The sequence below is a fragment of the Rhodococcus sp. NPDC059968 genome, assembly GCF_042738615.1.
Classification (GTDB): domain Bacteria; phylum Actinomycetota; class Actinomycetes; order Mycobacteriales; family Mycobacteriaceae; genus Rhodococcus_F.
The window spans coordinates 1-23843 of the sequence record NZ_JBHWUE010000054.1; the positions used below are offsets into that span (position 1 = coordinate 1).

The 23843-nt window shown below is 68.3% G+C and carries 31 protein-coding genes, 1 tRNA gene and 1 other RNA gene; 17 read left to right on the forward strand and 16 right to left on the reverse strand.

Features of this window, described 5'->3' with window-relative positions; genetic code table 11:
- Positions 1–203 (reverse strand): hypothetical protein (locus ACFWAY_RS33420; protein ID WP_378456847.1); only part of this gene is annotated, 203 nt, incomplete at its 3' end.
- 224 nt (positions 204–427) lie between these two features.
- On the opposite strand from ACFWAY_RS33420, the gene ACFWAY_RS33425 reads away from it, so the two are divergent.
- The 4 genes from ACFWAY_RS33425 to ACFWAY_RS33440 all read left to right on the forward strand — a co-directional run bounded on the left by ACFWAY_RS33425 (position 428) and on the right by ACFWAY_RS33440 (position 2168).
- Positions 428–964 (forward strand): hypothetical protein, encoded by a 537-nt coding sequence (locus tag ACFWAY_RS33425; RefSeq protein ID WP_378456846.1) that lies wholly within the window; start codon positions 428–430, stop codon positions 962–964.
- A 169-nt stretch (positions 965–1133) separates the two neighbouring features.
- Positions 1134–1559 (forward strand): DUF3052 domain-containing protein, encoded by a 426-nt coding sequence (locus ACFWAY_RS33430; protein ID WP_005247829.1) that lies wholly within the window; start codon positions 1134–1136, stop codon positions 1557–1559.
- Positions 1560–1599: 40 nt separating this feature from the next.
- The gene (locus ACFWAY_RS33435) at positions 1600–2064 is read left to right on the forward strand and encodes a peroxiredoxin (RefSeq protein WP_378456845.1); all 465 of its coding nucleotides are present in this window, start codon (positions 1600–1602) and stop codon (positions 2062–2064) included.
- Between the two features lie 32 nt (positions 2065–2096).
- Positions 2097–2168 (forward strand) — tRNA-Val (locus tag ACFWAY_RS33440).
- A gap of 100 nt (positions 2169–2268) precedes the next feature.
- On the opposite strand, the gene ACFWAY_RS33445 is transcribed toward ACFWAY_RS33440, so the two are convergent.
- Complete coding sequence (locus ACFWAY_RS33445) at positions 2269–2529, reverse strand: hypothetical protein (protein WP_378513567.1); 261 nt, start codon at positions 2527–2529, stop codon at positions 2269–2271.
- On the reverse strand, positions 2522–3037 hold the full coding sequence (locus ACFWAY_RS33450) for a GbsR/MarR family transcriptional regulator (protein ID WP_378513568.1): 516 nt from the start codon (positions 3035–3037) through the stop codon (positions 2522–2524). Before ACFWAY_RS33450 ends, ACFWAY_RS33445 begins: the two co-directional genes overlap by 8 nt.
- A gap of 135 nt (positions 3038–3172) precedes the next feature.
- Between ACFWAY_RS33450 and ACFWAY_RS33455 the strand changes: the two genes are divergently transcribed.
- Entirely contained in the window at positions 3173–3370 is a 198-nt protein-coding gene (locus ACFWAY_RS33455) for a hypothetical protein (RefSeq protein ID WP_378456831.1), read from the forward strand.
- Between the two features lie 11 nt (positions 3371–3381).
- On the opposite strand, the gene ACFWAY_RS33460 is transcribed toward ACFWAY_RS33455, so the two are convergent.
- Positions 3382–3564, reverse strand: a complete 183-nt coding sequence (locus ACFWAY_RS33460; protein ID WP_378513569.1) for a hypothetical protein — start codon at positions 3562–3564, stop codon at positions 3382–3384.
- A gap of 331 nt (positions 3565–3895) precedes the next feature.
- Positions 3896–4258, reverse strand: a complete 363-nt coding sequence (locus ACFWAY_RS33465; protein WP_005247817.1) for a DUF5655 domain-containing protein — start codon at positions 4256–4258, stop codon at positions 3896–3898.
- Between the two features lie 49 nt (positions 4259–4307).
- On the opposite strand from ACFWAY_RS33465, the gene ACFWAY_RS33470 reads away from it, so the two are divergent.
- Positions 4308–5291 (forward strand): cobalamin biosynthesis protein, encoded by a 984-nt coding sequence (locus ACFWAY_RS33470; protein ID WP_378513570.1) that lies wholly within the window; start codon positions 4308–4310, stop codon positions 5289–5291.
- Here ACFWAY_RS33470 and ACFWAY_RS33475 read toward each other — a convergent pair.
- From ACFWAY_RS33475 to ACFWAY_RS33485, 3 genes are read right to left on the reverse strand one after another with little or no spacing between them, the layout of a single operon-like run.
- Complete coding sequence (locus ACFWAY_RS33475; RefSeq protein ID WP_378456828.1) at positions 5232–6113, reverse strand: SURF1 family protein; 882 nt, start codon at positions 6111–6113, stop codon at positions 5232–5234. The two genes, ACFWAY_RS33470 and ACFWAY_RS33475, sit on opposite strands and share 60 nt — an antisense overlap.
- A 43-nt stretch (positions 6114–6156) precedes the next feature.
- Entirely contained in the window at positions 6157–6630 is a 474-nt protein-coding gene (locus tag ACFWAY_RS33480) for a low molecular weight protein-tyrosine-phosphatase (RefSeq protein ID WP_378513571.1), read from the reverse strand.
- A complete protein-coding gene (locus tag ACFWAY_RS33485; protein ID WP_378456826.1) occupies positions 6617–7318 on the reverse strand; it encodes an HAD-IA family hydrolase in 702 nt (233 codons plus the stop codon). The genes ACFWAY_RS33480 and ACFWAY_RS33485 overlap by 14 nt, the downstream gene beginning before the upstream one ends.
- 29 nt (positions 7319–7347) lie before the next feature.
- Here ACFWAY_RS33485 and cobC point away from each other — a divergent pair, with 29 nt between their 5' ends.
- From cobC to ACFWAY_RS33505, 4 genes are all read left to right on the forward strand, one after another.
- The gene (gene cobC, locus ACFWAY_RS33490) at positions 7348–8382 is read left to right on the forward strand and encodes an Rv2231c family pyridoxal phosphate-dependent protein CobC (RefSeq protein ID WP_378513572.1); all 1035 of its coding nucleotides are present in this window, start codon (positions 7348–7350) and stop codon (positions 8380–8382) included.
- Positions 8379–9518: a Nif3-like dinuclear metal center hexameric protein gene (locus ACFWAY_RS33495; protein WP_378456824.1), complete on the forward strand. Its 1140-nt coding sequence runs from the start codon at positions 8379–8381 to the stop codon at positions 9516–9518. The genes cobC and ACFWAY_RS33495 overlap by 4 nt, the downstream gene beginning before the upstream one ends.
- 98 nt (positions 9519–9616) lie before the next feature.
- The gene (locus tag ACFWAY_RS33500; protein WP_378456823.1) at positions 9617–10354 is read left to right on the forward strand and encodes a zinc ribbon domain-containing protein; all 738 of its coding nucleotides are present in this window, start codon (positions 9617–9619) and stop codon (positions 10352–10354) included.
- On the forward strand, positions 10351–11457 hold the full coding sequence (locus tag ACFWAY_RS33505) for a bifunctional RNase H/acid phosphatase (protein ID WP_378513573.1): 1107 nt from the start codon (positions 10351–10353) through the stop codon (positions 11455–11457). The genes ACFWAY_RS33500 and ACFWAY_RS33505 overlap by 4 nt, the downstream gene beginning before the upstream one ends.
- A gap of 7 nt (positions 11458–11464) precedes the next feature.
- On the opposite strand, the gene ACFWAY_RS33510 is transcribed toward ACFWAY_RS33505, so the two are convergent.
- Together ACFWAY_RS33510 and ACFWAY_RS33515 are read right to left on the reverse strand one after the other, a co-directional pair.
- Complete coding sequence (locus ACFWAY_RS33510; protein WP_378456821.1) at positions 11465–12715, reverse strand: SLC13 family permease; 1251 nt, start codon at positions 12713–12715, stop codon at positions 11465–11467.
- 7 nt (positions 12716–12722) lie between these two features.
- Positions 12723–13250 carry a DUF1697 domain-containing protein gene (locus ACFWAY_RS33515; RefSeq protein ID WP_378513574.1) on the reverse strand — a complete coding sequence of 176 codons (528 nt, stop codon included), beginning with the start codon at positions 13248–13250 and terminating at the stop codon, positions 12723–12725.
- 60 nt (positions 13251–13310) lie between these two features.
- Here ACFWAY_RS33515 and rnpB point away from each other — a divergent pair.
- Both rnpB and ACFWAY_RS33525 read left to right on the forward strand, forming a co-directional pair.
- Positions 13311–13749: RNase P RNA component class A (gene rnpB, locus ACFWAY_RS33520), an RNA gene on the forward strand.
- Between the two features lie 194 nt (positions 13750–13943).
- Complete coding sequence (locus ACFWAY_RS33525; protein WP_378513575.1) at positions 13944–14747, forward strand: alpha/beta fold hydrolase; 804 nt, start codon at positions 13944–13946, stop codon at positions 14745–14747.
- 8 nt (positions 14748–14755) lie between these two features.
- On the opposite strand, the gene ACFWAY_RS33530 is transcribed toward ACFWAY_RS33525, so the two are convergent.
- The 3 genes from ACFWAY_RS33530 to ACFWAY_RS33540 are packed head-to-tail and all read right to left on the reverse strand — an operon-like array spanning position 14756 to position 16267.
- Positions 14756–15379, reverse strand: coding sequence for a LysE family translocator (locus ACFWAY_RS33530; protein WP_378513576.1), 624 nt, complete (start codon positions 15377–15379; stop codon positions 14756–14758).
- Positions 15380–15401: 22 nt separating this feature from the next.
- Positions 15402–15821, reverse strand: a complete 420-nt coding sequence (locus ACFWAY_RS33535) for a MaoC/PaaZ C-terminal domain-containing protein (protein WP_378456817.1) — start codon at positions 15819–15821, stop codon at positions 15402–15404.
- Positions 15818–16267 (reverse strand): MaoC family dehydratase N-terminal domain-containing protein, encoded by a 450-nt coding sequence (locus ACFWAY_RS33540; protein WP_378456816.1) that lies wholly within the window; start codon positions 16265–16267, stop codon positions 15818–15820. Before ACFWAY_RS33540 ends, ACFWAY_RS33535 begins: the two co-directional genes overlap by 4 nt.
- A 239-nt stretch (positions 16268–16506) precedes the next feature.
- On the opposite strand from ACFWAY_RS33540, the gene ACFWAY_RS33545 reads away from it, so the two are divergent.
- Genes ACFWAY_RS33545 through ACFWAY_RS33555 form a run of 3 tightly spaced genes read left to right on the forward strand, consistent with a single transcriptional unit; the run spans position 16507 to position 18284 of the window.
- Positions 16507–16671, forward strand: a complete 165-nt coding sequence (locus tag ACFWAY_RS33545) for a hypothetical protein (RefSeq protein WP_378456815.1) — start codon at positions 16507–16509, stop codon at positions 16669–16671.
- Positions 16668–16853 carry a hypothetical protein gene (locus ACFWAY_RS33550; RefSeq protein ID WP_073368463.1) on the forward strand — a complete coding sequence of 62 codons (186 nt, stop codon included), beginning with the start codon at positions 16668–16670 and terminating at the stop codon, positions 16851–16853. The genes ACFWAY_RS33545 and ACFWAY_RS33550 overlap by 4 nt, the downstream gene beginning before the upstream one ends.
- 30 nt (positions 16854–16883) lie before the next feature.
- Positions 16884–18284, forward strand: coding sequence for an RNB domain-containing ribonuclease (locus tag ACFWAY_RS33555; RefSeq protein ID WP_378456814.1), 1401 nt, complete (start codon positions 16884–16886; stop codon positions 18282–18284).
- A gap of 4 nt (positions 18285–18288) precedes the next feature.
- Here the strand turns inward: ACFWAY_RS33555 and pip are convergent, their stop codons facing one another.
- Genes pip through panB form a run of 3 tightly spaced genes read right to left on the reverse strand, consistent with a single transcriptional unit; the run spans position 18289 to position 20633 of the window.
- Positions 18289–19254, reverse strand: coding sequence for a prolyl aminopeptidase (gene pip, locus ACFWAY_RS33560; protein WP_378513577.1), 966 nt, complete (start codon positions 19252–19254; stop codon positions 18289–18291).
- Between the two features lie 7 nt (positions 19255–19261).
- Positions 19262–19723 carry a hypothetical protein gene (locus tag ACFWAY_RS33565; protein ID WP_378513578.1) on the reverse strand — a complete coding sequence of 154 codons (462 nt, stop codon included), beginning with the start codon at positions 19721–19723 and terminating at the stop codon, positions 19262–19264.
- 40 nt (positions 19724–19763) lie between these two features.
- Entirely contained in the window at positions 19764–20633 is an 870-nt protein-coding gene (gene panB / locus ACFWAY_RS33570) for a 3-methyl-2-oxobutanoate hydroxymethyltransferase (RefSeq protein ID WP_378456811.1), read from the reverse strand.
- Between the two features lie 183 nt (positions 20634–20816).
- Between panB and ACFWAY_RS33575 the strand changes: the two genes are divergently transcribed.
- The gene (locus ACFWAY_RS33575) at positions 20817–22385 is read left to right on the forward strand and encodes an alpha/beta hydrolase (protein WP_378513579.1); all 1569 of its coding nucleotides are present in this window, start codon (positions 20817–20819) and stop codon (positions 22383–22385) included.
- Between the two features lie 116 nt (positions 22386–22501).
- A complete protein-coding gene (gene glnA / locus ACFWAY_RS33580) occupies positions 22502–23842 on the forward strand; it encodes a type I glutamate--ammonia ligase (RefSeq protein ID WP_005247775.1) in 1341 nt (446 codons plus the stop codon).
- Position 23843: the final 1 nt, after the last annotated feature.

Sequence of the window (23843 nt, forward strand, 5' to 3'; positions counted from 1 at the left end):
TCCAACAGTCCATCGAACGATTCCAACCACTCCGTGGTCTCGTCCGGGTCGATATCCGGCAGATAAGACGCAACACCCTCACGGATGACGCGAACGCGGCCGTCGGAACCCGGGGTCGCACTGGGGTTGGAAGGTTGGGCCGCTCCGGCGCCGGGTACGGCGGAATCCGGTTGAGACGCGGGTCCCTGGATCAGGTCTGACAACGTTGCTCCTCATTGTGGTGGGACGCGCGGTGTGGCGTCCTCTCCATGCGATCGCGGCCTTGTTAGGCCCGACCCATCTCCTTTATGAATATGGCGCAACCCTTATCTTTCACCATCGCGGCTCAGTCGGCACACTGTGTTCGGGTTACTCTCCGGTAGCGTTTGCGCAGATCCGGGGCCGAATGTTGAACTTATCGATGTCGTCGAAAACATGGGGGAGACGAATGCGCACGTCGTCGCGCCGCTGGGGGCCGGCGAGTGCTGCCGTCGCGGCCATCGTCGGTGTGAGCGTCATCGCCGGATGCGGCGGCACGATCGAGGGGACCGCGCAGCAGAACGATTCTCAGGCTGCCGAGTACGCCGCGGAGGCGACGTCCTCATCGGTGGCCGCGTCGTCCTCACAGAAGGCCGCGACCGAGCGGGAGGCGCTCGTGGAGCAGTGCACGATGTTCGTGAACCGTGCCGGCGACACCATCGACACCTACAACGCCTTCATCGACGCCGCCAACGCCGACGCCGCGGACACCGGTGCGAAGGCGAGCGCCGCGGCGGCGGCACTTCGGGCGGCGGCCGACGGGGCGAATGCTGCCACACCCACGCTTCCGGCCGAGCTGACCGGACTGCTCACCGATTACTCGAACAACTATCGGGAACTCGCGGCTGCCGTCGACGGTGGGCAACGCGGAGACATTCTGAACACGCTCGCCAGCCGTGGAGACGAGCTCAGCGACTCGATTCGGGCCGCCTGCCCCACATCGTGACTCCCGCACCGTAGGCTCTGTCGATGACCACGCATCACTACTTTCTGAGAAAAATTCGCGTGGTCGGCTTGCGCGAAAGCGTTCGAGCATGTTCGCTTTCACCTAATTGATCTTCATCCGGCACGGTGTTCGGGTATCCGAGCACCGTCAACAAAAGGAGGACCCCACCGTGGTCGCCGCGGCGGACGCCCAAAACTACGCTCAGAAACTCGGGATCACTGCCGACATGGCGGTACAGGAACTGGGCTGGGACGAGGACACCGACGACGACCTGCGTGCCGCGGTCGAGGACACCATCGGTGGAGAACTGCTGGACGAGGATTCCGACGAGGTGATCGACGTCGTGCTGCTGTGGTGGCGCGACGAAGACGGAGACCTCGTCGACGCCCTCATGGATGCCATCGGCCCCCTGGCCGACGAGGGATTCGTGTGGGTCCTCACCCCCAAGACCGGTCAGCCCGGTCACGTGGAGCCCAGCGAGATCGCCGAGTCCGCACCCACAGCCGGTCTCACCCAGACGTCGGCGGCAAATCTCGGGGACTGGTCGGGAAGCCGTCTGGTTCAGCCGAAGTCGCGTCCCGCGAACAAGCGCTGAGCAGTCTCACCTTTTCGTTCACTCACCGAAGGATTACGTCATGCCGCTCGAGGTGGGCACCACCGCCCCCGATTTCACCCTCAAGGACCAGAACAATCAGGAAGTGACGCTTTCCGATTACCGCGGAAAGAAGAACGTCCTGCTCGTGTTCTACCCCCTCGCGTTCACCGGAACGTGTCAGGGTGAACTCTGCAAGGTTCGCGACGAACTGCCGAAGTTCGAGAACGACGAGACTGCGATTCTCGCGCTCTCCGTCGGTGCGTCGCCGACACACAAGATCTGGTCCGCCGAGCAGGGATACACCTTCCCGCTGCTCGCCGACTTCTGGCCGCACGGTTCGGTCGCGCAGCAGTACGGCGTCTTCAACGAGAAGCTGGGCTTCGCGAACCGCGGCACCTTCGTCATCGACAAAGAAGGCGTCATCCGGTTCGCCGAGATGAATGGGCCCGGAGAGGCCCGTGACCAGGGAGCTTGGGAGAAAGCGCTCGCCACGCTAGAGTCCTGATGCGCATCCGGCGAGGTTCTCGCCGGATGTTCGGGCGTGTAGCTCAGTGGTAGAGCTCTGGTTTTACACACCAGCGGTCGGGGGTTCGAAACCCTCCGCGCCCACCGTCAGGCAAAGCCCCGATCTGCGTTTCCGCGCAGGTCGGGGCTTTCTCGATGCCGGTGTTCACCGTGGTACCCGCGTTCGGCTGCCGCTCACTCCATCTCACTCCTCGGTGAGATCCATCAGCTGCTCTGCGGCGGTGATATTGCCGTTGTCGGCGAGTCGGCGGAGTTCGTTCAAATCGCCCAGCTCCGTGGCGAGTTCGACGAGCTGGTCGGCCGCGTCGGAGCTGCCGTTGTCGGCGAGGCGCCTGAGTTCGTCCATGTCACCCCGTTCGCCGGCGAGCTCGATCAGGATGTCGAGCGCCGTCGAGTCACCGTTGTCGGCCTGCTCGCGCAGGGCGGACAGCTCGGATTCAGTCATGATGTACTTCCTCTTCTCGATCGAGTTTCCTGAATTGCCGATCTCGGAGGGCGTCGCGATGCGTGTGCCACTCGTCCAGCAGGGCCGGAAGTCGCTCGCTGAGGAAGTCGGCCAGCGCGACCATCTCCTCGAGTGGGGCGCGGCGTTCGGGTGGAGCATCGGCCAGCAGCGCCAATCCCTCCCGGAACAGCGCCGCGTGCTCGCGGTGGAGGGCGGAATCGAAGTTCTGCGGTTGCTGACTCGCCGGGTCCAGGCTCACCCGGTCCACCCGCTCGCCGGCCACGCGGGTCCGCCGCGCCATCCGGTAGCCCTCGAGCAGCTTGACCGCCCCGGTGACGGCACTCCGGCTTGCCAGCAACGCCCCGCCCAGTTCGTCGATCGTCTGTTGCGGCGGATCGCAGACGAACAGGTACCCCAGCAGCCGTCCCGCCATCGGCGGGAATCCGTACCGGCGTGCGTAGAAGCGGCCGACGTGGTCGGCGAAGATCAGCTGTGTGTCGGACGGCACAGTATCGAAGATAGCAGTTCTGACTGAAATGACACAGATTTGTGTTATTTCAGTTCAGCTGCGGCGTTGTGACAGGTTTCGCGGAGTTAACCTGTTCATCGCCCGCAGCTTCGCCTGCAGTGGCATATTCCAGACATGCCCAGGTACAAGGTGACGCTGCGCAACGGCACGTCGAGCGACAAGACCTTCGAATCAGACTTCCAGGCCGTCAACGAGACACACCGGCCCGCCGAATCCGGGGCGGGCATCGTGAAGATCGACCGCTATGAGGAGGGCGGGGGTGCGGCCCCGGTGTGGTCTGCTCCCACGACGACACGCTCAACGCGCACCTAGCTTCCGGTCGTTCATCGAGGGGTGTGCAAGCCTCGGCGTTCGGCTTCGGCCTCGAGTTCCCCGACCCGGCTGGTGATGCCGCGCACCGTTTCGCAGCCGTAGTCGTTCGCAATCGACTCTCCGAGCCGAGCTCGGCACTCGTCCAGCTGGACGATCAGTTCGTCGTCGCCGAGCTTCGTCACGTCGTTGCCCACACGTCGATCGTCCCAGGCGCAGTCGGCGAAACCAATGCCTCACACGAATTCCACCGGACGCGCAGAACCCCGCCGGGCCACGTGGGTGTGTTGAGTCAGCACCGAAGATGTGAGCAGGGCGGGGCCGTGCGCCGCCCCTGAATGGGGGGAACGAGGCGGCATTTACCATGGTAGGCGCAGGAAAGGGTGCTTGGCGAGATACTCAGCAGAGTTTCAGGAATCCGACATACCGACCGGAACGGGTGCGTCGTTCGCAGCTGCCGACGGATTGGTGAGACGCCGACGCTATTGCGCGGGTTTCCGGCGAATCGGTGCGCAATTGTGCCCTCAGCTAGCGCGCGCGAGTGCCCGGACCCACGGTGTCGTAGGCCTCGGCGAGGAGCGCGGCCAGGGTGTCGTCGAGCTGATCGTCGGAGGTGATCGTCAAGCGGTGCGTGATCACCGTCTTCGTGGTGGGAAACGCCTCGCGTAGCTGCGGGTGATGGACGCGGCGGCGCAGGTCGAGGGCGATCTCGAGCCGCGACGAATAGATGAACGCGGCAGCGAAGACGCGGGCACGAGCCCACGCGATCTCGGTCCGGTGGACGCGCTCGTCCACCTCGCCGCACGCGAGAACGAGGTCACGGAACTGCAGTAGGCGCTCGGTGGCGTCCGGGTCCTTGCCTGCCAGGTACTCGTCGATCGCGGCACTCATGGGACGCTCCTTTACATCGACTGCAACGTTAGTTGATACAAATATCGGCGTGCATCGAACCTCCCGTCCCGCCACCGCGCGTGCTGCCGGCCTGCTTCTCGGCTTCGTCGCCGACCGCGTGTTCGCCGATCCGGCCCGGTGGCACCCCGTGGCCGGATTCGGTCGCACTGCAATGGCATTGGAGAAGGCGACGTACCGCAACTCCCGGTCGGCCGGGGTGCTGCACGTGGCCGTCCTCGTCGGCGGCGCGGCGGGTCTGGGGGTCGGCGCGACACGGGTGGCGCGGCGCGGGGGATGGGCAGGCGAGGCAGCCGGAACGGCCGTCGCGACGTGGGCCGTGCTCGGCGGAACGTCGCTGGGACGGACCGGATCGACCATGGCCGCACATCTGGAGGCGGACGATCTTGCCGCCGCACGCGCCCTGCTGCCGTCGCTGTGCGGTCGCGATCCCAGCGTGCTCGGCGTCGACGGACTGACGCGGGCGACGCTGGAGTCGGTGGCCGAGAACACGTCCGACTCGGCGGTCGGGGCATTCGTGTGGGGCGCGGTGGCCGGAATCCCGGGACTGTTCGCCTACCGGGCGTCCAACACCCTGGACGCGATGGTCGGGTACCGCTCGCCGAAGTACACCAACTTCGGTTGGGCGGCGGCACGGTGGGACGACGTCCTCAATTTGCTGCCCGCCCGCCTGACGGGTGCGCTGTCCGTCGCGGCCGCACCGACGGTCGGCGGGTCGCCGACCGAGGCGTGGGAGGCGTGGCGGCGCGACGCGTCCCAGCACCCCAGCCCCAACGCGGGTGTTGCGGAGGCCAGCGCGGCGGGCGCCCTCGGGATCTCGCTGGGCGGGCGCACCGAGTATGCGCACGGCGTCGAGATGCGACCCGCCCTCGGCTCCGGGCCGTCGCCGCGGCCCGGCGACCTCGACCGTGCGGTGCGGCTGTCCGCCGCGGTGCAGGGCGGCGCGGCGCTGGTGTCAGCGGCCCTTGCCGTAGCGGTCGGCCAGCTTCGCTTCCGCCGCCGTCCGCGGCGCTGACTCCACCGGCTTGCTTCGGGTGAACGGCTTCTTCCGGGCCACCGGTGCGGGAGCCGGAGCGGTGTCTCCGGAAGGCTTCGCGGACTTCTCCTTGCGGCGTTCCCGCCACTCCGCGCGGATGAAGTAGGCCAGGCCGAGCGGGGCCATGATGCCGAACGCCAGCCACTGCAAGCCGTACGACAGGTACGGGCCCGCGTCGAGTTGCGGGAGCGCGATGGTCCCGAGGCCGCCGGGCTGATCGGGTTCGAGTTGCACGTACGCGTCGACGAGATCGATGCCGATGAAACCGCTGATCTGATCCGCGTCGATGTAATACACCTGGCGGAGCCCGTTCTCGGTGATCGGCTCCTTGCCGGGGATGGTGCCCTCGGATTTGCGGACGCGACCGTCGAGCGTCACCTGCCCGGCCGGTGGCGGATCCACCGGCGGCGGCTCGGTTCCCTGGACCGGTCGGACGTAGCCGCGGTTGACCAGGATCGTGCGACCGTCGGTCAGTTGCAGCGGGGTCAGGACCTCGTACGCGGGCTGCGATTCGATGGACCGCAACCGGACCAGCAGATCACTGTTCTGGACGTAGGACCCGGTCGCGGTGACGCGGCGCCACTCGTCGTCCGGATTCGGGGCCGCGCCGGACAGCAACGTCTCCAGCGGGACGGGGTCGGCGTCGACCGAGTCGGCGATCAGCTGGTTTCGGTGCTCCGTCGACGTGTTCTTGCCGAGTTGCCACGGCGCGAGCACGTAGAAACACATGAACGCGAATCCGGCGACCACCAGGGCCAACACCAACCAGCCGGGTCGCAGCAGAAATCTCAGCCTTCGCACGCCTCCACGGTAGCCGCTCGCAGGTGGGGACCCTGATCGTGGGTTACCGGCTGCGCACCCAGTCGAGCAGCCCGGGCACCGCGGCCTCGATCTGCACGCGGACTCGTTCGAAGTCCTCGAGGTCGCCGTAGAACGGGTCGGGGACGGACGACGCGTCCGCGTCCGGGTCGAAACTGCGGAGCAGCCGGCGGCGTTCGTCGGGCACGCCCATGTGGGCAAGCTCACGGTCGTGGTTCGCGGCGAGAGCGACGATCAGATCGGCGCCGAGATGGAACGGTCCGACCTCCGCCGCCGTGTGGCCCGTCGGATAGCCGTTCAGCTTCAGGATCTCGTTGGTGCGGATGTCGGCCTCGCGGCCGACGTGCCAGCCGTGGGTCCCGGCGCTGCTCACCATCACCCGGTCGTCGAGGGCTTCCCGGCGGAGGTGTTCGGCGAAGATCTTCTCGGCCATGGGGGAGCGGCAGATGTTGCCGGTGCACACGAACGTCACGTGCAGCGGGGTGTCAGGCCGCGGCATCGAGCATCTTCCCGAGGTGGGCGACGGTCTGCGCCGTCGTGTGCGCGCGCTCGGCCTCGGCCGGGAAACCGTAGCCCCACTCGACGAACACCGCGGGGATGCCCCAGTGCGCGGCACCGAGGACGTCGTGGTCACGGTCGCCGACCATGAGGACGTCGGGGGTGGCGCCCTCGGTGGCGGTGACTCCCAGGTTCCGGAGGGAGTGGGCGATCACGTCCGACTTGGCGCGGCGACTGCCGTCGTCGCTGGCGCCGCCGATGAACTCGAAGTAGTGGGCCAGTTCGAAGTGTTCGAGGATGCGGATCGCGAACCGCTCGGACTTCGACGTGGCGACGGCGAGCCGTCTGCCGCTGTCGCGGGCGTCGATCAGCACCTGCTCGATGCCGTCGAAGACGGCGTTCTCCGCCCACCCCACGTTGTCGTAGCGCTCGAAGTAGGCCGCGACCGCGTGCTGCACGACGTCCTCGTCCAGGCCCATCGACCGGAACGTGTCGATCATCGGCGGGCCGATGACGGCGTCGATCATCTCGTCGGTCGGTTCCGGCTGCCCGATCGTCTCGAGCGCATGACGGAACCCGGCGTGAATGCCGGGCGCGGAGTCGGTGAGCGTGCCGTCGAGATCGAACAGCACGATCGGAGCCGACAGGGCAGAAGGGGCGGAGGACGGGGAGGTGGAGAGAGATGTCACCGGACCATTGTCCCCTAGGCTCGACAGCTGTGGACATTCGTGCCGGTAGCCGGGAGAGCCTGCGTCATCACGGAGACGTGGATGCGGGGCCCGGTCTCCTCGATTTCGCAGTGAACGTGCAGGGCGACAGGCCACCGGAATGGCTGCGACTGCGCCTCGCGGACGCGTTGCAGCGCCTGGGTTCCTACCCCACCGTCGCGGCCGATCGCGCCGCCCGGACCGCCGTGGCATCCCGGCACGGCCGCTCGCCCGACGAGGTGCTGCTCCTCTCGGGTGGGGCCGAGGGCTTCTCCATGCTCCCGCGGCTCGGAGTCCGGGAGGCGGCGCTGATCCATCCGTCGTTCACGGAACCGGAGTGGGCGCTGCGGGAGGCGAACGTTCCCGTCACGCAGGTGCTGCTCGGCGATCCGTACGTTCTGGACTCCGCCGCGGTCCCCGAATCCGCCGACCTGGTGGTGATCGGCAACCCGACCAACCCCACCTCGGTGCTGCACCCGGCGGAGGAGATCCTGCGGCTGCGCCGCCCCGGCCGGATCGTCGTGGTCGACGAGGCGTTCGCCGACGCGGTGCCGGGCGAGGTCGAGTCGCTCGCCGGTCGTTCGCTGCCCGACGTGCTGGTGCTGCGCAGCCTCACCAAGACGTGGGCACTGGCCGGACTGCGCTGCGGGTACGCGCTCGGCTCCCCGGAGATCCTCGAACGCCTGCAGGTGGGGCGGGCGCACTGGCCACTGGGAAGCCTGCAGGTGGAGGCGATCGCCGCGTGCAGCGAACCGGACGCCGTCGCCGCCGCCCGGGAGCACGCCGTCGTGCTGGGTGAATGGCGGGACTACCTGATCCGGCGGCTGAGTGAGATCGGCGTCGCGGTGCACCAGCCCGCCGTCGCACCGTTCCTGCTGCTCCGACTGCCGGACGGCGAACTCGTGCGGAAGCAACTGCGCGAGCGGGGCATCGCCGTGCGGCGATGCGACACGTTCCCCGGACTCGGTCCCGACCTCCTCCGGGTCGCGGTGCGCCCCCGCGAGCAGACCGATGTCCTGATCGACGCGATGAAGGAGATCATGTGAACCCGGTGCGTCTCGCCGACGTGATCGCGACCCTGGATGCGGCGTACCCGCCCGCGCTCGCCGAGTCGTGGGACTCCGTCGGCCTCGTCTGCGGCGACCCCGACGACACGGTGGCGACGGTGACGATCGCGGTCGATCCGACCGCCGCGGTGGTCGACGAGGCGATCGACGCAGGCGCCGACCTTCTCCTCGTCCACCACCCGCTGCTGCTGCGCGGTGTCGACACCGTCGGCGCCCACACGCCGAAGGGCGCTCTCGTCCACAAGCTGATCAAGGCCGGATGCGCCCTGTTCACCGCGCACACCAACGCCGATTCCGCGGCCCCCGGCGTCTCCGACGCCCTGGCCGCGGCGCTCGGACTCACCGTCACCGGACCGATCGACCCGCACCCCACCGAGAACCTGGACAAGTGGGTCGTCCTGGTCCCGGCCGGCGACGCCGACACGGTGCGCCGCGCACTGTTCGACGCGGGCGCCGGACGCATCGGCAACTACCGCGACTGCAGCTGGTCCGTCACCGGACAGGGCCAGTTCCTCCCGACCGACGGCGCGAACCCCACCCTCGGCGCGGTCGGTGCGCTCGAACGTGTGGAGGAGAGCCGGGTGGAGGTGATCGCCCCGCGCGGCATCCGGCTGAAGGTGCTCGCCGCGATGCGCGCCGCCCACCCGTACGAGGAGGTCGCATTCGACGTCTTCGAGATGGCGACCTTTCCCGGACCCCGCGGCCTCGGGCGGGTCGGGGAGCTCTCCGAGCCGCTGTCGCTGCGGGAATTCACCGACCGGGTGGCGGACGCGCTGCCCGCCACGACGTGGGGAGTGCGAGCCGCGGGCGACCCCGAAGCCACGATCCGCACCGTCGCGGTGTGCGGCGGCTCGGGCGACTCGTACCTGGACGCCGTCGCACGACTCGGCGTGGACGCCTACGTCACCGCCGATCTGCGACACCACCCGGCGGACGAGCACCTGCGCGCCGGAGGTCCGGCCCTGATCGACGTCGCGCACTGGGCGAGCGAGCAGCCGTGGTGCGGCCAGGCCAAGGGCGTCCTCGACACCGCTTTCGGTCGGACACCCGAATGGCAGGTTCGGGTGTCGGCCGTACGGACCGATCCGTGGTCGGTCAGCGCGTCGCCGTCGTAGCGCCGTCCGGCCGAAACCCGTGATCCGCCGGGGTACGGTTGACACCCAGCAATCTGCACACCAGAACCCTTCACAGAAGACAGCAGGAGTTACCACGCGTGAACGTCGAACCACAGGTGCAGTCCAAGCTTCTCGACCTCGCCGGCGTCGATGCGGAGCTGTCGAGGATCGCCCACCGACGCACCGCGCTTCCGGAGCGTCAGGAAGTCGAGCGGCTCGAGGCGGAACGCGTCACCCGTAAGGACGCGGCCGTAGCCGTCGAAATCGTCCTCGACGATCTCGACCGCGACATCCGCAAGCTCGAAGGTGAGGTCGACGCCGTCCGCCAGCGCGAGGACCGCGACCGCACGCTGCTCCAAAGCGGAACGGTCGGATCGAAGCAGCTCACCGAACTCGAACACGAACTCGGCAGCCTCGTCCGCCGTCAGGGACTGCTCGAGGACGAATTGCTCGAGGTGATGGAACGACGCGAGGCGTCGCAGTCCGACCACGATCATGCGGGTGCGCAGCTGTCGCAGATCGAGGAAGACCTCATCGACGCCGCCCGCCGCCGGGACGACGCCGTCGCGGACCTGGACGCCGCCGAGCAGCGCTGCATCCGCGACCGCACGGCGCTGGCCGACCAGTTCCCCGCCGACCTGATCACCGTTTACGAGAAGCAGCGCAGCCAGAACGGTGTCGGAGCGGCGCTGCTGCAGGCGCGGCGCTGCGGAGCGTGCCGCATCGAACTCGACCGCGGCGAGATCTCCCGCATCACCGCCTCGGCACCCGACGTCGTGGCGCGCTGCTCCGAATGCGGCGCGATCCTGGTGCGCACCAAGGAGTCGGGTCTGTGAGTGCCGGTCGGGTCGTCGTCGAGGCCGACGGTGGTTCCCGCGGCAATCCCGGACCCGCGGGCTACGGGGCCGTGGTGTTCGACGCCGCCCAGGGCACCGTCCTCGCCGAGCGCAAGAAGGCCCTCGGGATCGTCACGAACAACGTCGCCGAGTACCGGGGCCTGATCGCCGGTCTCGATGCCGCCGCCGATCTCGGTGCGTCCGAGGTGGACGTGCGGATGGACTCCAAGCTGGTGGTCGAGCAGATGTCCGGGCGCTGGAAGGTGAAGCACCCGGACATGATTCCGCTGCAGCGGAAGGCGTCCACACTCGCCCGGCAGTTCGATTCTGTGACGTACACGTGGATTCCGAGGGCCGAGAACGCGCACGCCGACCGCCTCGCCAACGAAGCCATGGACGGCGCCGACGGCAATTCCGACGCCGAACCGGAACCTGCTGCCGTCCAGTCGGAGAAGACCACCCCCGCGGCACCGGGCTGGATGGACACGACGGACGCCCCGACCCGGATGCTGCTGCTCCGGCACGGGCAGACCGCGCTGTCCGTCGACCGGCGGTACTCGGGTCGCGGGAACCCGGCTCTCACCGAGATCGGGCAGGCCCAAGCGAACGGCGCGGCCGCCCGCTTCGCGGGCAACAACGGAATCGCGGCCGTGGTGTCGTCCCCGCTGGGGCGCGCGCAGCAGACCGCCACGGCGGCGGCGAAGGTGCTCGGACTCCCGGTCACCGTGCACGAGGGCCTCACCGAAACCGACTTCGGCGAGTGGGAGGGTCTTACGTTCCGGGAAGCTGCCGACCGCGACCCGGAACTGCACCGCAAGTGGTTGTCGGACACCTCGGTGTGCCCGCCGTCGGGGGAGAGCTTCGACGAGGTGCGTGAGCGGATCCTGAAGGTCCGCGACGACCTCACTGCCACCTATGGCGGCTCCACCATCCTCGTGGTCACCCACGTGACGCCCATCAAGACGCTGTTGCAGCTGGCGCTCGACGCGGGACCCTCCCTTCTGTACCGGCTGCATCTGGATCTGGCGTCGCTGAGCATCGCCGAGTTCTATCCCGACGGCGGCTCGTCCGTCCGCCTGGTCAACGACACCTCCCACCTGTGAGTACTTGTCAACCGCGGGCGGTTGACAAGTACTCACAGGCCCAGAGGGCAACGACCGCAGCAAGCAGGGTCAACGGCGTGGTCACCAGCGCGAGAATGGTGAACGTCCGGAGATCTGCGGGAGATCCGGCCCGCGCGGCCACGCGCCGCCACAGCATGATTGCCAGCGACCCCACGTACGTGAGGTTGGGGCCGAGGTTCACACCGAGCAGCATCGCCAGAACGAGTCCGGTCGGAGCGTGCGGTCCGAGCGCTGCCAGCAGGAGCAGCGTGGCGGGGAGGTTGTTCACCAGATTCGCGGCGACCGCGGCGACGACGGCCATCGTGAGCAACGCCGTGAACGACGTGTCGGTCGGCAGCCGGGTGGCGATCCAGTCGCCGATCGGACCGTTCGCGACCCCGGCCACGACGACGCCGAGGATCAGGACGAACGCGCAGAACCACACGTCGATCGAATACACGATCCGGCCCACGCTGGTCCGGCCGTCGCGCAGGGCGACGACGCCCAGCACGATCGCCCCCGCCGCGGCCACCCATGCCGGTGCGACCCCGACGAAGCCGGACACGGCGAACCCCAGGAGTGTGGCCGCGATGATCGACAGCGCGGCCGCCGGCGCCTGAGGATCGCGTTTCGGCTCCGGCTCGGCCTCGGGCCGGACGAGGTGACGCCGGAAGAATACGCGGAACAGGATCAGCTCGACCATGATCGCCACCGCCCACGGCAGTGCCATCACGGCGGTGAAATGCAGGAAGCTCAACCCGGTCGCCGAGAACGCGATGAGGTTCGTCAGGTTGGACACGGGCAGCAGGGTCGATGCGGTGTTCGACAGGTGAGCGGTGGCGTACGAATGGGGGCGCGGATCCATCCGCAGCGAGCGGGCCGTGGCGATCACCGCCGGTGTCAGCAGGACCACCGTCGCATCGAGACTCAGCACCGCGGTGGTCAGAGCCGCCGCCGCGAATACGAGAGTCAGCAACCTCTTCGGATCCCCGCGCGCTCCGCGCCGCAACCGGCCCGCGATCCAGGTGAACACACCCATGGCGTCCGCGAGGTGCGCAAGGACGAGGATCGCCGCCAGGAACCCGACGGTCGGGGCCATCTCCGACACTTCGTCCCAGGCCTCCGACGGCGTCACCAGACCGGTGGCCAGCACGACGACGGCGGCCGGTGCGGCCGCGACGATCTCGGGCAGCCTGCGTGGACGCACGACCGCGAAGACGAGGACTCCGGCGACGAGCGCCACCGCCAGAACCGTCACCGAGGGGTCACTTCAGGAGCTTGTGGAGCGTGCGCAGATTCCGGGTCGTGGTGAACGCCTTGAGCTTGGGAGCGCCGGTGCTCTTGCCGAACCGGCTCTTCAGCGTCATACCCCGCTCGACTTCCCAGTACAGGACGCCGTCACCGGCCTGCACCCGTTCGACGTCCGGATCCAGCTCGTCCCGGATGCTCAGAAGTGTGTCCAGGACCTCGGGTTCGGGCGTCACCAGCACATACGGGTGCCAGCCTTCTCGCTCGGGGTCGAACGGGTAGTCGTCGACGATCTTCCGGACCGTGTCGAGGTCGAGTACGAAAACCCAGGCTTCGTAGTGGAATTCGGCACGCAGCCCGGTTTCGATCTCACTCTTCAGTGCGGGGACGTCGTCGCGGTCGGAATCGAAGAGCACGTTGCCCGACGCGAGAACGGTCTTCACGTTCTCGAATTCCAGATCGACGAAGGTGCTGCGGAGGTCGGCCATCTTGATGTTGATGCCGCCCACATTGATACCGCGCAGGAGGGCGGCGTATCGGGTCATGAACAGACCATAGTGCGGCGGCATGACACGTTCGCGCGAACTGTAGGCTGATCGGGCGGACGAGTTGGCCGGGCGACCGCGGCACAGGGAACCAGCACATCAGTGCACAGGCCCCGAGTCGAGGAAAGTCCGGACTCCACAGAGCAGGGCGGTTGTTAACGGCAACCCGAGGTGACTCGCGGGACAGTGCCACAGAAAACAGACCGCCGACGCCACATCCTCCGGGGTGAGGCGTCGGTCAGGGTGAAACGGTGCGGTAAGAGCGCACCAGCACCCCGGGTGACCGGGGTGGCTAGGTAAACCCCGCCCGGAGCAAGGTTGAAGGCCGCATCGGATCCTCCGGGATCCCGGTGCGGCTGCGCAGGTGTTCGAGGGCTGCTCGCCCGAGCCTGCGGGTGAACCGCTCGAGGTACCCGGCGACGGTGTGCCCAGATGGATGGTCGCCACCCGGCGCTTCGGCGCTCGGGGACAGGATCCGGCTTACACGCCAACTCGTCCGCGCTCTGTCCGCGTCGGCGCTGGCCACGACCCCGACTGGCGAGTAACAAACAGACCGGTTAGCATCTTTCCCGCATCGGCCCGACCGACCCGAATCGGGGTCGATGTCGGGGCCCGTCGCCCACATTCGTGGGCGACGGGGCCCCACTGATCGGCGGTGGTAGATGTTACTCGCGATAGCGGTAACATCTGTCCATGGACTTGCCTCACGACATCGCCGGCTCCGGCCCCACTCTGGTACTCGTGCACGGAGTGGTGCATCGCCGGCAGGCCTGGAATGCACTCCTGGACCAATTGACGCCCTATCGACGAGTGGTGACCGTCGACCTTCCGGGACACGGAGAATCGGCCGTGCTCGACGACGGCCCGGACACGATGGATCAACTCCTCGAGGAACTGAGCGGGTTCGTCCGCTCGGTGACGCCGCCCGGTGAACGGCCGCACGTCGCCGGAAACTCGCTCGGAGGCTGGCTGTCCCTCGCTCTCGCGGCCCGGGGCGAGGTCGCCTCGGCCACGGCGCTCTCACCGGCCGGCTTCTTCGTCAACCACGCCGATCAGGCCCGCACCATCTACACGTTCCGGGCCCTGCGCGGACTCACCCGGGCACTGGGGCCGAACGCTCCGAAGGCGCTGCGCTACAAGGCTGTCCGCTATCCCTCGCTCGCCGCCTTCTTTGCGCGGCCCAGCCGGGTGCCCTACGAGGATGCCGTGATCGACGCGCACTCGCTCACCACGAATGCCCTGGTCGACAAGGGGATGACGGCCTCGTTCGATCTCCCGCCGGTCGTCGACGCGACGGTTCCGGTCACCGTGGCGTGGGGGCGGCGCGACTTGATTCTGCCTGTCTACCAGGCACGACGGGTGCGCCGATTCTTCCCGCAGGCGAGGATACTGGTTTTGCCCGGCATCGGGCACGTCCCGATGACCGACGACCCCAATCTGATCAGTACGATTCTGCTCGGCGGCAGCTCGGCCAGTTCCCGCGACTGCCCGGACTGACCTCGCTCCTACCGCGCCTCGGCGACGACCACGGCACCGAAACCGAAGAGGACCGTTCCGGTGATCCGATCCAGGACCCGTCGCACCGACGGCTTCTCCAGCGTGGTGCGCGCACGCGTCAGCAGGAGGCTGTACGCGCCGAGCCAGAGGATCCCGAGGAGCCCGTGGACGAGCACGAGCAATGCCAGTGTCGGGGCGGTCGGCCATCCGGGCGGAACCAGCTGGGGGAGCAGGCCGGTGTAGAACACTGCGATCTTGGGGTTCAGGAGGTTCGTCAGGAACCCGGCCCGCCAACTCGACCCCGGCGACGGAGCGGGTGCCGGTTCGGCCTCGGCGGTGCGCTTTCGCGACCGGCTGCGCCAAAGGGTGGAGAGTCCCAGATACACGAGGTACATCCCGCCGACGATCTTCACGACGGTGTACGCCTCCGCGGAGGCGGCGAGCACCGCGCCGAGTCCGACGACGGTCAGCGCGCCCCACACCATCAACCCGGCGACCACACCGAACGTGGCCCGCAGCGCGGCGCTGCGTCCACCACACAAGCCCGCGCGCGTCACCACCGCCATGTCCGGGCCCGGAATGACGGTCAGGAGCCCGAGCACCGCGAACGCGGTCACCACGACACCGATCATCGGCTCAGTATGTCGGGCGTGCTCAGCGCAGTGAAATCCAGACCTGCGACTTGCCGAGCACGGTGTGTCCGTCGAACGTCACCGTCAGGTCGATCCTCGCGGTGCCCGCCGCCTCGTCGACCTGCGCGGCCTTCGCGACGACCTCGACGACCGCACCCTCGTCCGGGTCGACGATCACCGGCTTGGTGAAGCGGGCGCGGTATCCGGTGACCCGCGCCGGGTCACCCAGCCAGTCGACGATGCACTGCGTGGCCAGTGCCAGCGTCAGCATGCCGTGCGCCAGCACACCGGGCAGGCCCACGGCGTCCGCGACGTCGTCCCGGTAGTGGATGGAGTTGAAGTCGCCGGACGCTCCGGCATAGCGGACCAGGGATTCCCGGGTCACGTGGTATCGGGCTTTGGCGACGGTGTCGCCGAGCAGGATTCGTTGCGGGGCGGTCATTCCCCGTCCCCCCTGATGAACAGCGTCGACGTCATCGTGCTCACGTGATCGCCTGTGGCGTCGAGGATCTCGATGTCGGCGACGAGCAGCGTGTGCGGACCGCGTGACGTCACGTTCGTGACGGTGAGCACCGCGGAGAGTTCGTCGCCCGCGACGACCGGGCGGATGGACGTGGCGTGTTCGGTACTGTGCACCAGATTGACCGGCTCGATTCCCGACGTCGGATCGGCGACGAGCTGGGCCAGTGCACGTTCCTGCACGATGACGGGAAACGTGGGCGGGGCAACGAGATCGGCGTGACCGGCGGCGCGGGCACGGTCGACGTCGAACGAGGTGGGGTTGGTGGCGAAGACGGCGCGGGCGAACTCCCGGATCTTCTCGCGGCCGACGAGGTAGGGCTCGGTCGGTGGGTAGACACGACCCTCGATCGCTGGATTCACTGCCATCAGGTCAGCCTAGAGACGTCCCGTCCCGGGGGCAGGGCGAAGCGTTCGATGATTCGTCACGAATGTGTCGCGGGCATCCTGCGAACACGACGAAGCCCCCGCCGTTCGGTGCCGGCGGGGGCTTCGAGGTATCGACTGGTCGACAGCCTCAGACGGGATCGACCATCAGCAGTTGGGCCCAGTACGTGGCGCCTTCGGCACCGAGGTAGGGAAGTAGCTGATCAAAAATGATCGTCGACATGCTCGCTCCATTCTCTGTTCGGGCACTGCGCACGGAAAGACGGGCCATCGGCACCGCACTGACCGGCGCCGGGGAACGTATCACCGGACAGGTCTCCGAGGGTAACAGTCTGAGCGTGATCCACAACTCCATCCGTCCCACCGGTGCCACACTGAGGACATGACTGACGAAGATCATCTCTGGTACTACAACGTCGAGGACGGCACGGTCACGCAGGGGAAGGCGGCATCGTCGATGTCCCGGATGGGTCCCTACCCCGACCGGGACTCGGCCGAGAAGGCGCTGCAGATCGCCGCGGAGCGGAACAAGGCGGCGGACCGGGCAGACGAGGAGTGGAACAACTAGCGTTGCGGACAGGGTGTGCGTGAGATGCCGATGAGTCGTTTCGTAGCGCGCGGAATCGATTTCGGCACCGTGCGCACCGAATTCCACCTGCCGGAGGGCTATCCGCCCGCGGCGGTCGCGCAGGCGCGGGCGGCGTCCGACCGGTACGCGTCCGAGCGGGAGGACCGCACCGATCTGGCGTTCGTCACCATCGATCCGCCCGATTCCCTCGATCTCGATCAGGCGTTGCACCTCGAGCGGACACACGACGGATTCGTCCTGCACTACGCGATCGCGGACGTCGGCGCGGTCGTGCGGCCCGGTGGGGTGCTCGACGTGGAGACCCGGAAACGCGGGCAGACGTTCTACCTCCCTGACGGCAAGGTGCCGCTGCACCCGAAGGAACTCTCCGAGGGATCCGCGAGTCTCCTCCCGGACGAGGATCGCCCGGCGGTGGTGTGGCGGATCGAACTCGACGAGTCGGCCGAACCGGTGTCCTGCACGGTGTCCCGTGCCACGGTCCGTTCCGTGGCGCGGCTGGACTACGCCGGTGTGCAGGCCGATTCGGAGGCGGGACGACTGCATCCGTCCATCGCGTCGCTGCCGGAGTTCGGCCGGCTCCGCACGGCGGCGGCGGTGGCGCGCGGCGCGATCGAACTCCGGCTCCCCGAGCAGGAAGTGGTGCCGGACGGGGACGGCTGGCGCGTCGATCTCGCGCCCCGCACGGAGGCCGACGACTGGAACGCCGAGGTTTCGCTCCTCACCGGAATGTGCGCCGCGGCCATGATGCTCGACGCGAAGGTCGGGTTGCTCCGCACCCTGCCGCCCGCCGGACCGGACGCGGTCGACGCGCTGCGACGCACGGCGGCGGCATTGGGGATCGACTGGCCCGAGAGCGTCGGTGTCGGTGAACTCCTGGCGCGGCTCGACCCGAATTCGGCGTCGACGCTGGTGCTGATGACCGAGGCGCCGTCACTGCTGCGGGGCGCCGACTACGCGGCGTTCGACGGCGCCCTGCCGGACCTGACCGCGCACGCCGCCATCGGCGCCCCGTACGCCCACGTGACCGCGCCGCTGCGCCGGCTCTCGGACCGGTACTCCACGGAGGTGTGCCTCGCCGTCGCCGCCGGAACGCCGGTGCCGTCCTGGGCGCGGGACGCCCTCGCCTCTATGCCCGAGATCATGGTCGGCTCGGATTCCCTCGCGAGCAAGATCGACCGTGCCTGCATCGACCTCACCGAAGCGACCGTGCTCGCCGACCGGGTGGGGGAGACGTTCGACGCGACCGTGCTGCGGTCACGGAACGGCAAGCGCACCGCGGACGTGTTCGTCCCGTCGGTGTCCGTGATGGCGAAATGCGTGGGCGACCCGGCCGAGGGCGAACAGGTGAAAATCAGGCTCGTCTCCGCCGACGCCGCGAAGCGGACCGTCGAGTTCGGGTACCCCGCATAGCGCGTCAGTCGCGGAACCGGTCCGTTGCCTCGACGAGGTGATGGACGATGCCCGGTTCCATCGCGGAGTGTCCCGCGTCGTCGACGATCTCGAGCCGCGAACCCGGCCAGGCCCGGTGAAGCGCCCACGCACTGGTCGCCGGGCACACCACGTCGTAGCGACCCTGCACGATCACGCCCGGAATGCCGTCCAGTGCGGCGGCGTCGCGGAGAAGCTGGCCCTCGTCCAGGAACCCGCAGTTGTGGAAGTAATGGTTCTCGATGCGGGCGAAGGCCAGCGCGAACCTCGGCTTTGACGTCTCCACCACCCGTTCCGGTTTGGGGAGGAGCGAACTCGTCGCGCCCTCCCACGTGGACCACGCGACCGCCGCCCGCGTCGCGACGTCGGGATCGTCGGACTGCAGGAGCCGGTGGTAGGCCTCGACGAGATCGCCACCCCGCTCCGACTCCGGCACCGGCGCCAGGAACTCCTCCCACAGTTCGGGGAACAGGTGTCCGGCACCGCCGTTGTAGTACCAGTCGATTTCGCTGCGGCGCAGCAGGAAGATGCCGCGCAGCACCAGCTCGGTGACCCGGTCGGGATGCTTCTGGGCGTAGGCGAGTGCCAGTGTGGAGCCCCACGACCCGCCGAAGACCTGCCACCGGTCGATGCCGAGATGGGTGCGCAGCAACTCCACATCGCGGAGGAGACGGTCGGTGGTGTTGACCGACAGATCGGCCCCGTCGGCGACGTGGGGTGTGGAACGTCCGCATCCGCGCTGGTCGAGCAGCACGATCCGGTACACCTGCGGGTCGAAGAACTGTCGTTGGGCGGGGTCGGTGCCGCCCCCGGGCCCGCCGTGGAGGAACACCACCGGCTTCCCGTCGGGGTTGCCGCTCTGCTCCCAGTACATCTGCTGTCCGTCGCCGACATCGAGATGCCCGAACTGGTACGGCTCGAGCGGCGGGTACAGGGTGCGCAGCTGGGTCACGTCGGCCTCAGAACCCGATCAGGCCGGACGCCAGATCGGGGATCTCCAGCGCAGTCACCGCTTCCTGCCGGATGCCGGGGCAGGCCGCCGTCGTGATCACGTCGATCCGGGCCCGGTCCTGCAGAAAGTCGAGCGCGTTGAGGTTGTTCTTCGCGATCCACGTGCCGACCAGACCGTTCAACCCGGTCTTGCCGATGGTCGGGGTGTAGGTGCGCCAACTCTGCAACTGACCCTCGAGGTCGGTGCACAGCTGGGCGGCCTGCGCCTCGGTGACACCACCCGGTACCAGGGCGGTGCCGGGAACCGCGGCGGTGGTCGGTACCGGGGGCGCGGTGGTGCCGGGCGCGGGTGCGGGACCCTGTCCGGCGCACCCCGTGACGACCGCCGCGGCCGCCACCGTCCCGGCCGCCACCACGGCCAGACGGTGACGACGTCCGGTGCGCTGCACGTGTCGCTGTCCCATGAACATCCCCCTCGAGTGTGTGCCGGCCCGGTGAGTCGAGGACGACCTAGAAGCTGTGCTCTTCCGCCGGGAACGTTCCGGCGCGTACCTCGGTCGCGTATGCGGCGGCCGCGCTACGCAACTCGTCACCGACGTTACCGAAGCGCTTGACGAACTTCGCCGTCTTGCCGCTGGTGTAGCCGGCCATGTCCTGCCACACGAGGACCTGGGCGTCACATTCGACGCCCGCACCGATACCCACGGTCGGGATGGTGAGCTTGCGGGTGACCTGGCCTGCGATCTCGGCGGGCACCATCTCCATGACGACGGAGAACGCGCCGGCCTCCTGCACGGCGATCGCGTCCGCGACCAACTGCTCGGAGGCGTCGCCGCGGCCCTGCACGCGGAAACCGCCGAGCGAGTTGACGCTCTGCGGGGTGAACCCGACGTGGGCCATGACGGGGATGCCTGCCGCGGTGATGGCGGCGATCTGCGGCGCCACGCGCTCGCCGCCCTCGAGCTTGACCGCGTGGGCCAGCCCCTCCTTCATGAACCGGGTCGCGGACGCGAGGGCCTGCTCCGGGGAGCTTTCGTAGCTGCCGAACGGGAGATCCGCCACCACGAGAGCGTGCGGCGCACCGCGGACGACGCCGCGAACGAGGGGGAGGAGTTCGTCGATCGTGACCGGGACGGTGGTCTCGTATCCGTAGACGACGTTGGCGGCCGAGTCGCCGACGAGGAGAACGGGAATCCCGGCTTCCTCGAAGATGCGGGCGCTGGAGTAGTCGTAGGCGGTGAGCATCGCCCAGCGTTCACCCTCGGCCTTCATGGCCTGCAGGTGGTGGGTTCGGGTCTTGCGCTTGGGAACGTCGTGCGATGGTGCTGATCCGTAGAGCCGATCTTCTGACGTGCTCGCGGACGACTTGCTATCGGACATCGTTGTCCCTTTCTGGCCTCGAGGCCCTTGACGGGTCCCCGGGTGCGGGTGATGACGCCTACAGTCTGCCACCGGCCCGCGGGGGAGCGAAGGGCTCGTGCGGGTGCGATAGGTCACACCCCCGGACTGTCCTCTGACCTGCGGGAAGGCCTGACGGCGCGAAACCCCTGGCACGATCGTCGTATGTCGAAGAGTGCTCGGGTACCGGCCGCGTTCGCGGGGTGCATCGCCGTCGTCCTTGTCGTCGCAGGCTGTGCCGGAGGCGGTCGGGACGCAGGTGAGGCCGTCGCCGAGCCGTCGGCGGCCGAAGCGGCTCCGGCCGGACCGATTCCCGCGGGGCTCGAGGAGTTCTACACACAGCAGGTGCAGTGGGGTTCGTGCGAGGGGTACAGCACGGATGGTTCTCCGCTCGGCGACACTCTCGACTGCGCGAAGGTGACCGTGCCGAACGACTACGCGAACCCCGGGGGCGCCACCGCACAGATCGCCGTCTCGCGGTTGAAGGCGACCGACGACAAGGTCGGATCGCTGCTCGTGAACCCCGGTGGCCCGGGGGCGTCGGGTATCGGGCTGGCGTCCGTGGCCGACGGCACCGAGATCGCGGAGCGGTTCGACGTCATCGGTTTCGATCCGCGCGGCGTCGGCGCGTCCACGCCGCAGGTGACGTGCCTGACCCCGCCGGAGGTGGACGCGAGTCGTAAGGATGACGACGTCGACATGAGTCCCGCCGGAATCGCGCAGACGGAGGGTGAGAACCGCGAGTACGCGGACAAGTGCGCGGAGCGGACCGGCGTCGACGTCCTTGCACACGTCGGAACGTACGACGTGGTGCGCGACATGGACGTCATCCGGGCGGTGCTCGGTGACGAGAAGCTCAACTACCTCGGCTACTCGTACGGCACCCGCCTCGGCTCGACGTACGCGGAGACGTTCCCGGGCAACGTGCGCGCGATGGTCCTCGACGGTGCCCTCGATCCCGAGCAGGACCCGACGGAGGAGGTGATCCTGCAGGCGGCCGGATTCCAGTCCGCGTTCGACGCGTTCGCCGCGGATTGCATGCAGCAGCAGGACTGTCCGCTCGGCACCGATCCGGCGCAGGCGAACGCCAGGTTCCGGGCACTCGTCGACCCGCTGATCGACAAGCCGGCCGCGACCACCGACCCGCGCGGACTCGGCTACACCGATGCGATCACCGGCGTCCAGCAGGCCCTGTACTCGCCGAATCTGTGGGGCCCGCTCCGCGGCGGCCTGGAGAGCCTCCGGACGGGGACGGGTGATTCGCTGCTGATGCTGGCCGATCTGTACGAGGGGCGCGCCGACGACGGTACGTATTCCAACCTCAACGACGCTTTCAATTCCATCCGCTGCATGGACGATCCGCCGGTCACCGACCGCGCGGTGGTCGGGGCGGCGGATGTGCGGTATCGCCAGGCGGCGCCGTTCCTCGACGACGGCCGCGGCACCGGCAGCGCGCCGCTGGACGTCTGCGCGTTCTGGCCCGCGCCGAACACGGGCTCGCCACACACCGTGTCGGCGCCCGGGATCCCGCCGGTCGTCGTCGTGTCGACGACCGAGGACCCGGCGACGCCGTACCAGGCGGGCGTGGATCTGGCGAAGCAGATGAACGGCTCACTCGTCACGTACCGGGGCACTCAGCACACCGTCGTTCTCGACGGCGAGGCGTGCGTCGACGACGCCGTCACGGACTATCTGGTCGACCTCGCGGCGCCGCCCGCGGACCTGGCGTGCTGACCCGCGCGTGTGACGGGATCGGCCGAGGTGCCCGCACGCTGGCACGATGCGGAATCCGGCATGGTCGAATCAACGAAGTAACACAGATTTAACGAACTTTGCTTACTCTCGCGGACATGGATCGCCAAAAGGAATTCGTGCTTCGCACCCTCGAAGAGCGCGACATTCGGTTCGTCCGATTGTGGTTCACGGACGTTCTCGGATACCTGAAATCGGTGGCGATCGCCCCCGCGGAACTGGAAGGTGCCTTCGAGGAGGGCATCGGCTTCGACGGATCCGCGATCGAGGGCTTCTCCCGGGTGTCCGAGGCGGACACGGTCGCGAAGCCGGACGCCTCCACGTTCCAGGTGCTGCCGTGGAGTTCGAGCAAGGGACATCAGCACTCCGCGCGCATGTTCTGCGACATCGCCATGCCCGACGGTTCCCCCTCCTGGGCGGATTCGCGGCACGTGCTGCGCCGTCAGCTGAACAAGGCGAGCGATCTGGGCTTCAGCTGCTACGTGCACCCCGAGATCGAGTTCTTCCTCCTGGAGAACGGGCCGATCGACGGCACTCCGCCGAAGCCCGCCGACTCCGGCGGCTACTTCGACCAGGCGGTCCACGACTCCGCTCCCAACTTCCGCCGGCACGCCATCGACGCACTCGAGTCGATGGGCATCTCCGTCGAGTTCAGCCACCACGAAGCGGCTCCCGGCCAGCAGGAGATCGACCTGCGGTACGCGGACGCCCTGTCGATGGCCGACAACGTGATGACGTTCCGCTACGTCGTCAAGGAGGTCGCGATCGCCGAGGGCGTGCGCGCCACGTTCATGCCGAAGCCGTTCAGCGACCAGGCCGGCTCGGCGATGCACACCCACATGAGCCTGTTCGAGGGCGACACCAACGCCTTCCACAACCCGGACGATCCGATGCAGCTGTCGGAGACCGGTAAGGCGTTCATCGCCGGCATCCTCGAGCACGCGAACGAGATCAGCGCCGTCACCAACCAGTGGGTGAACTCCTACAAGCGTCTGATCCACGGTGGCGAGGCCCCGACCGCCGCGTCCTGGGGTCCGTCCAACCGGTCGGCGCTGGTCCGCGTCCCGATGTACACGCCGAACAAGGCGTCGTCGCGTCGCGTCGAGATCCGCAGCCCCGATTCGGCCTGCAACCCGTACCTGACGTTCGCGGTGCTCCTCGCCGCGGGCCTGCGCGGAATCGAGAAGGGCTACGAACTTCCTCCCGAGGCCGAGGACGACGTGTGGGCGTTGACGTCGGCCGAGCGCCGCGCCATGGGCTACCGGGAACTGCCCGGCAACCTCGACGGCGCGCTGCGCGAGATGGAGAAGTCGGAGTTGGTGGCCGAAGCACTCGGCGAGCACGTGTTCGACTTCTTCCTGCGCAACAAGCGTCGCGAGTGGGAGGAGTACCGGAGCCACGTGACGCCGTTCGAACTCAAGACGTATCTGGGGTTGTGAG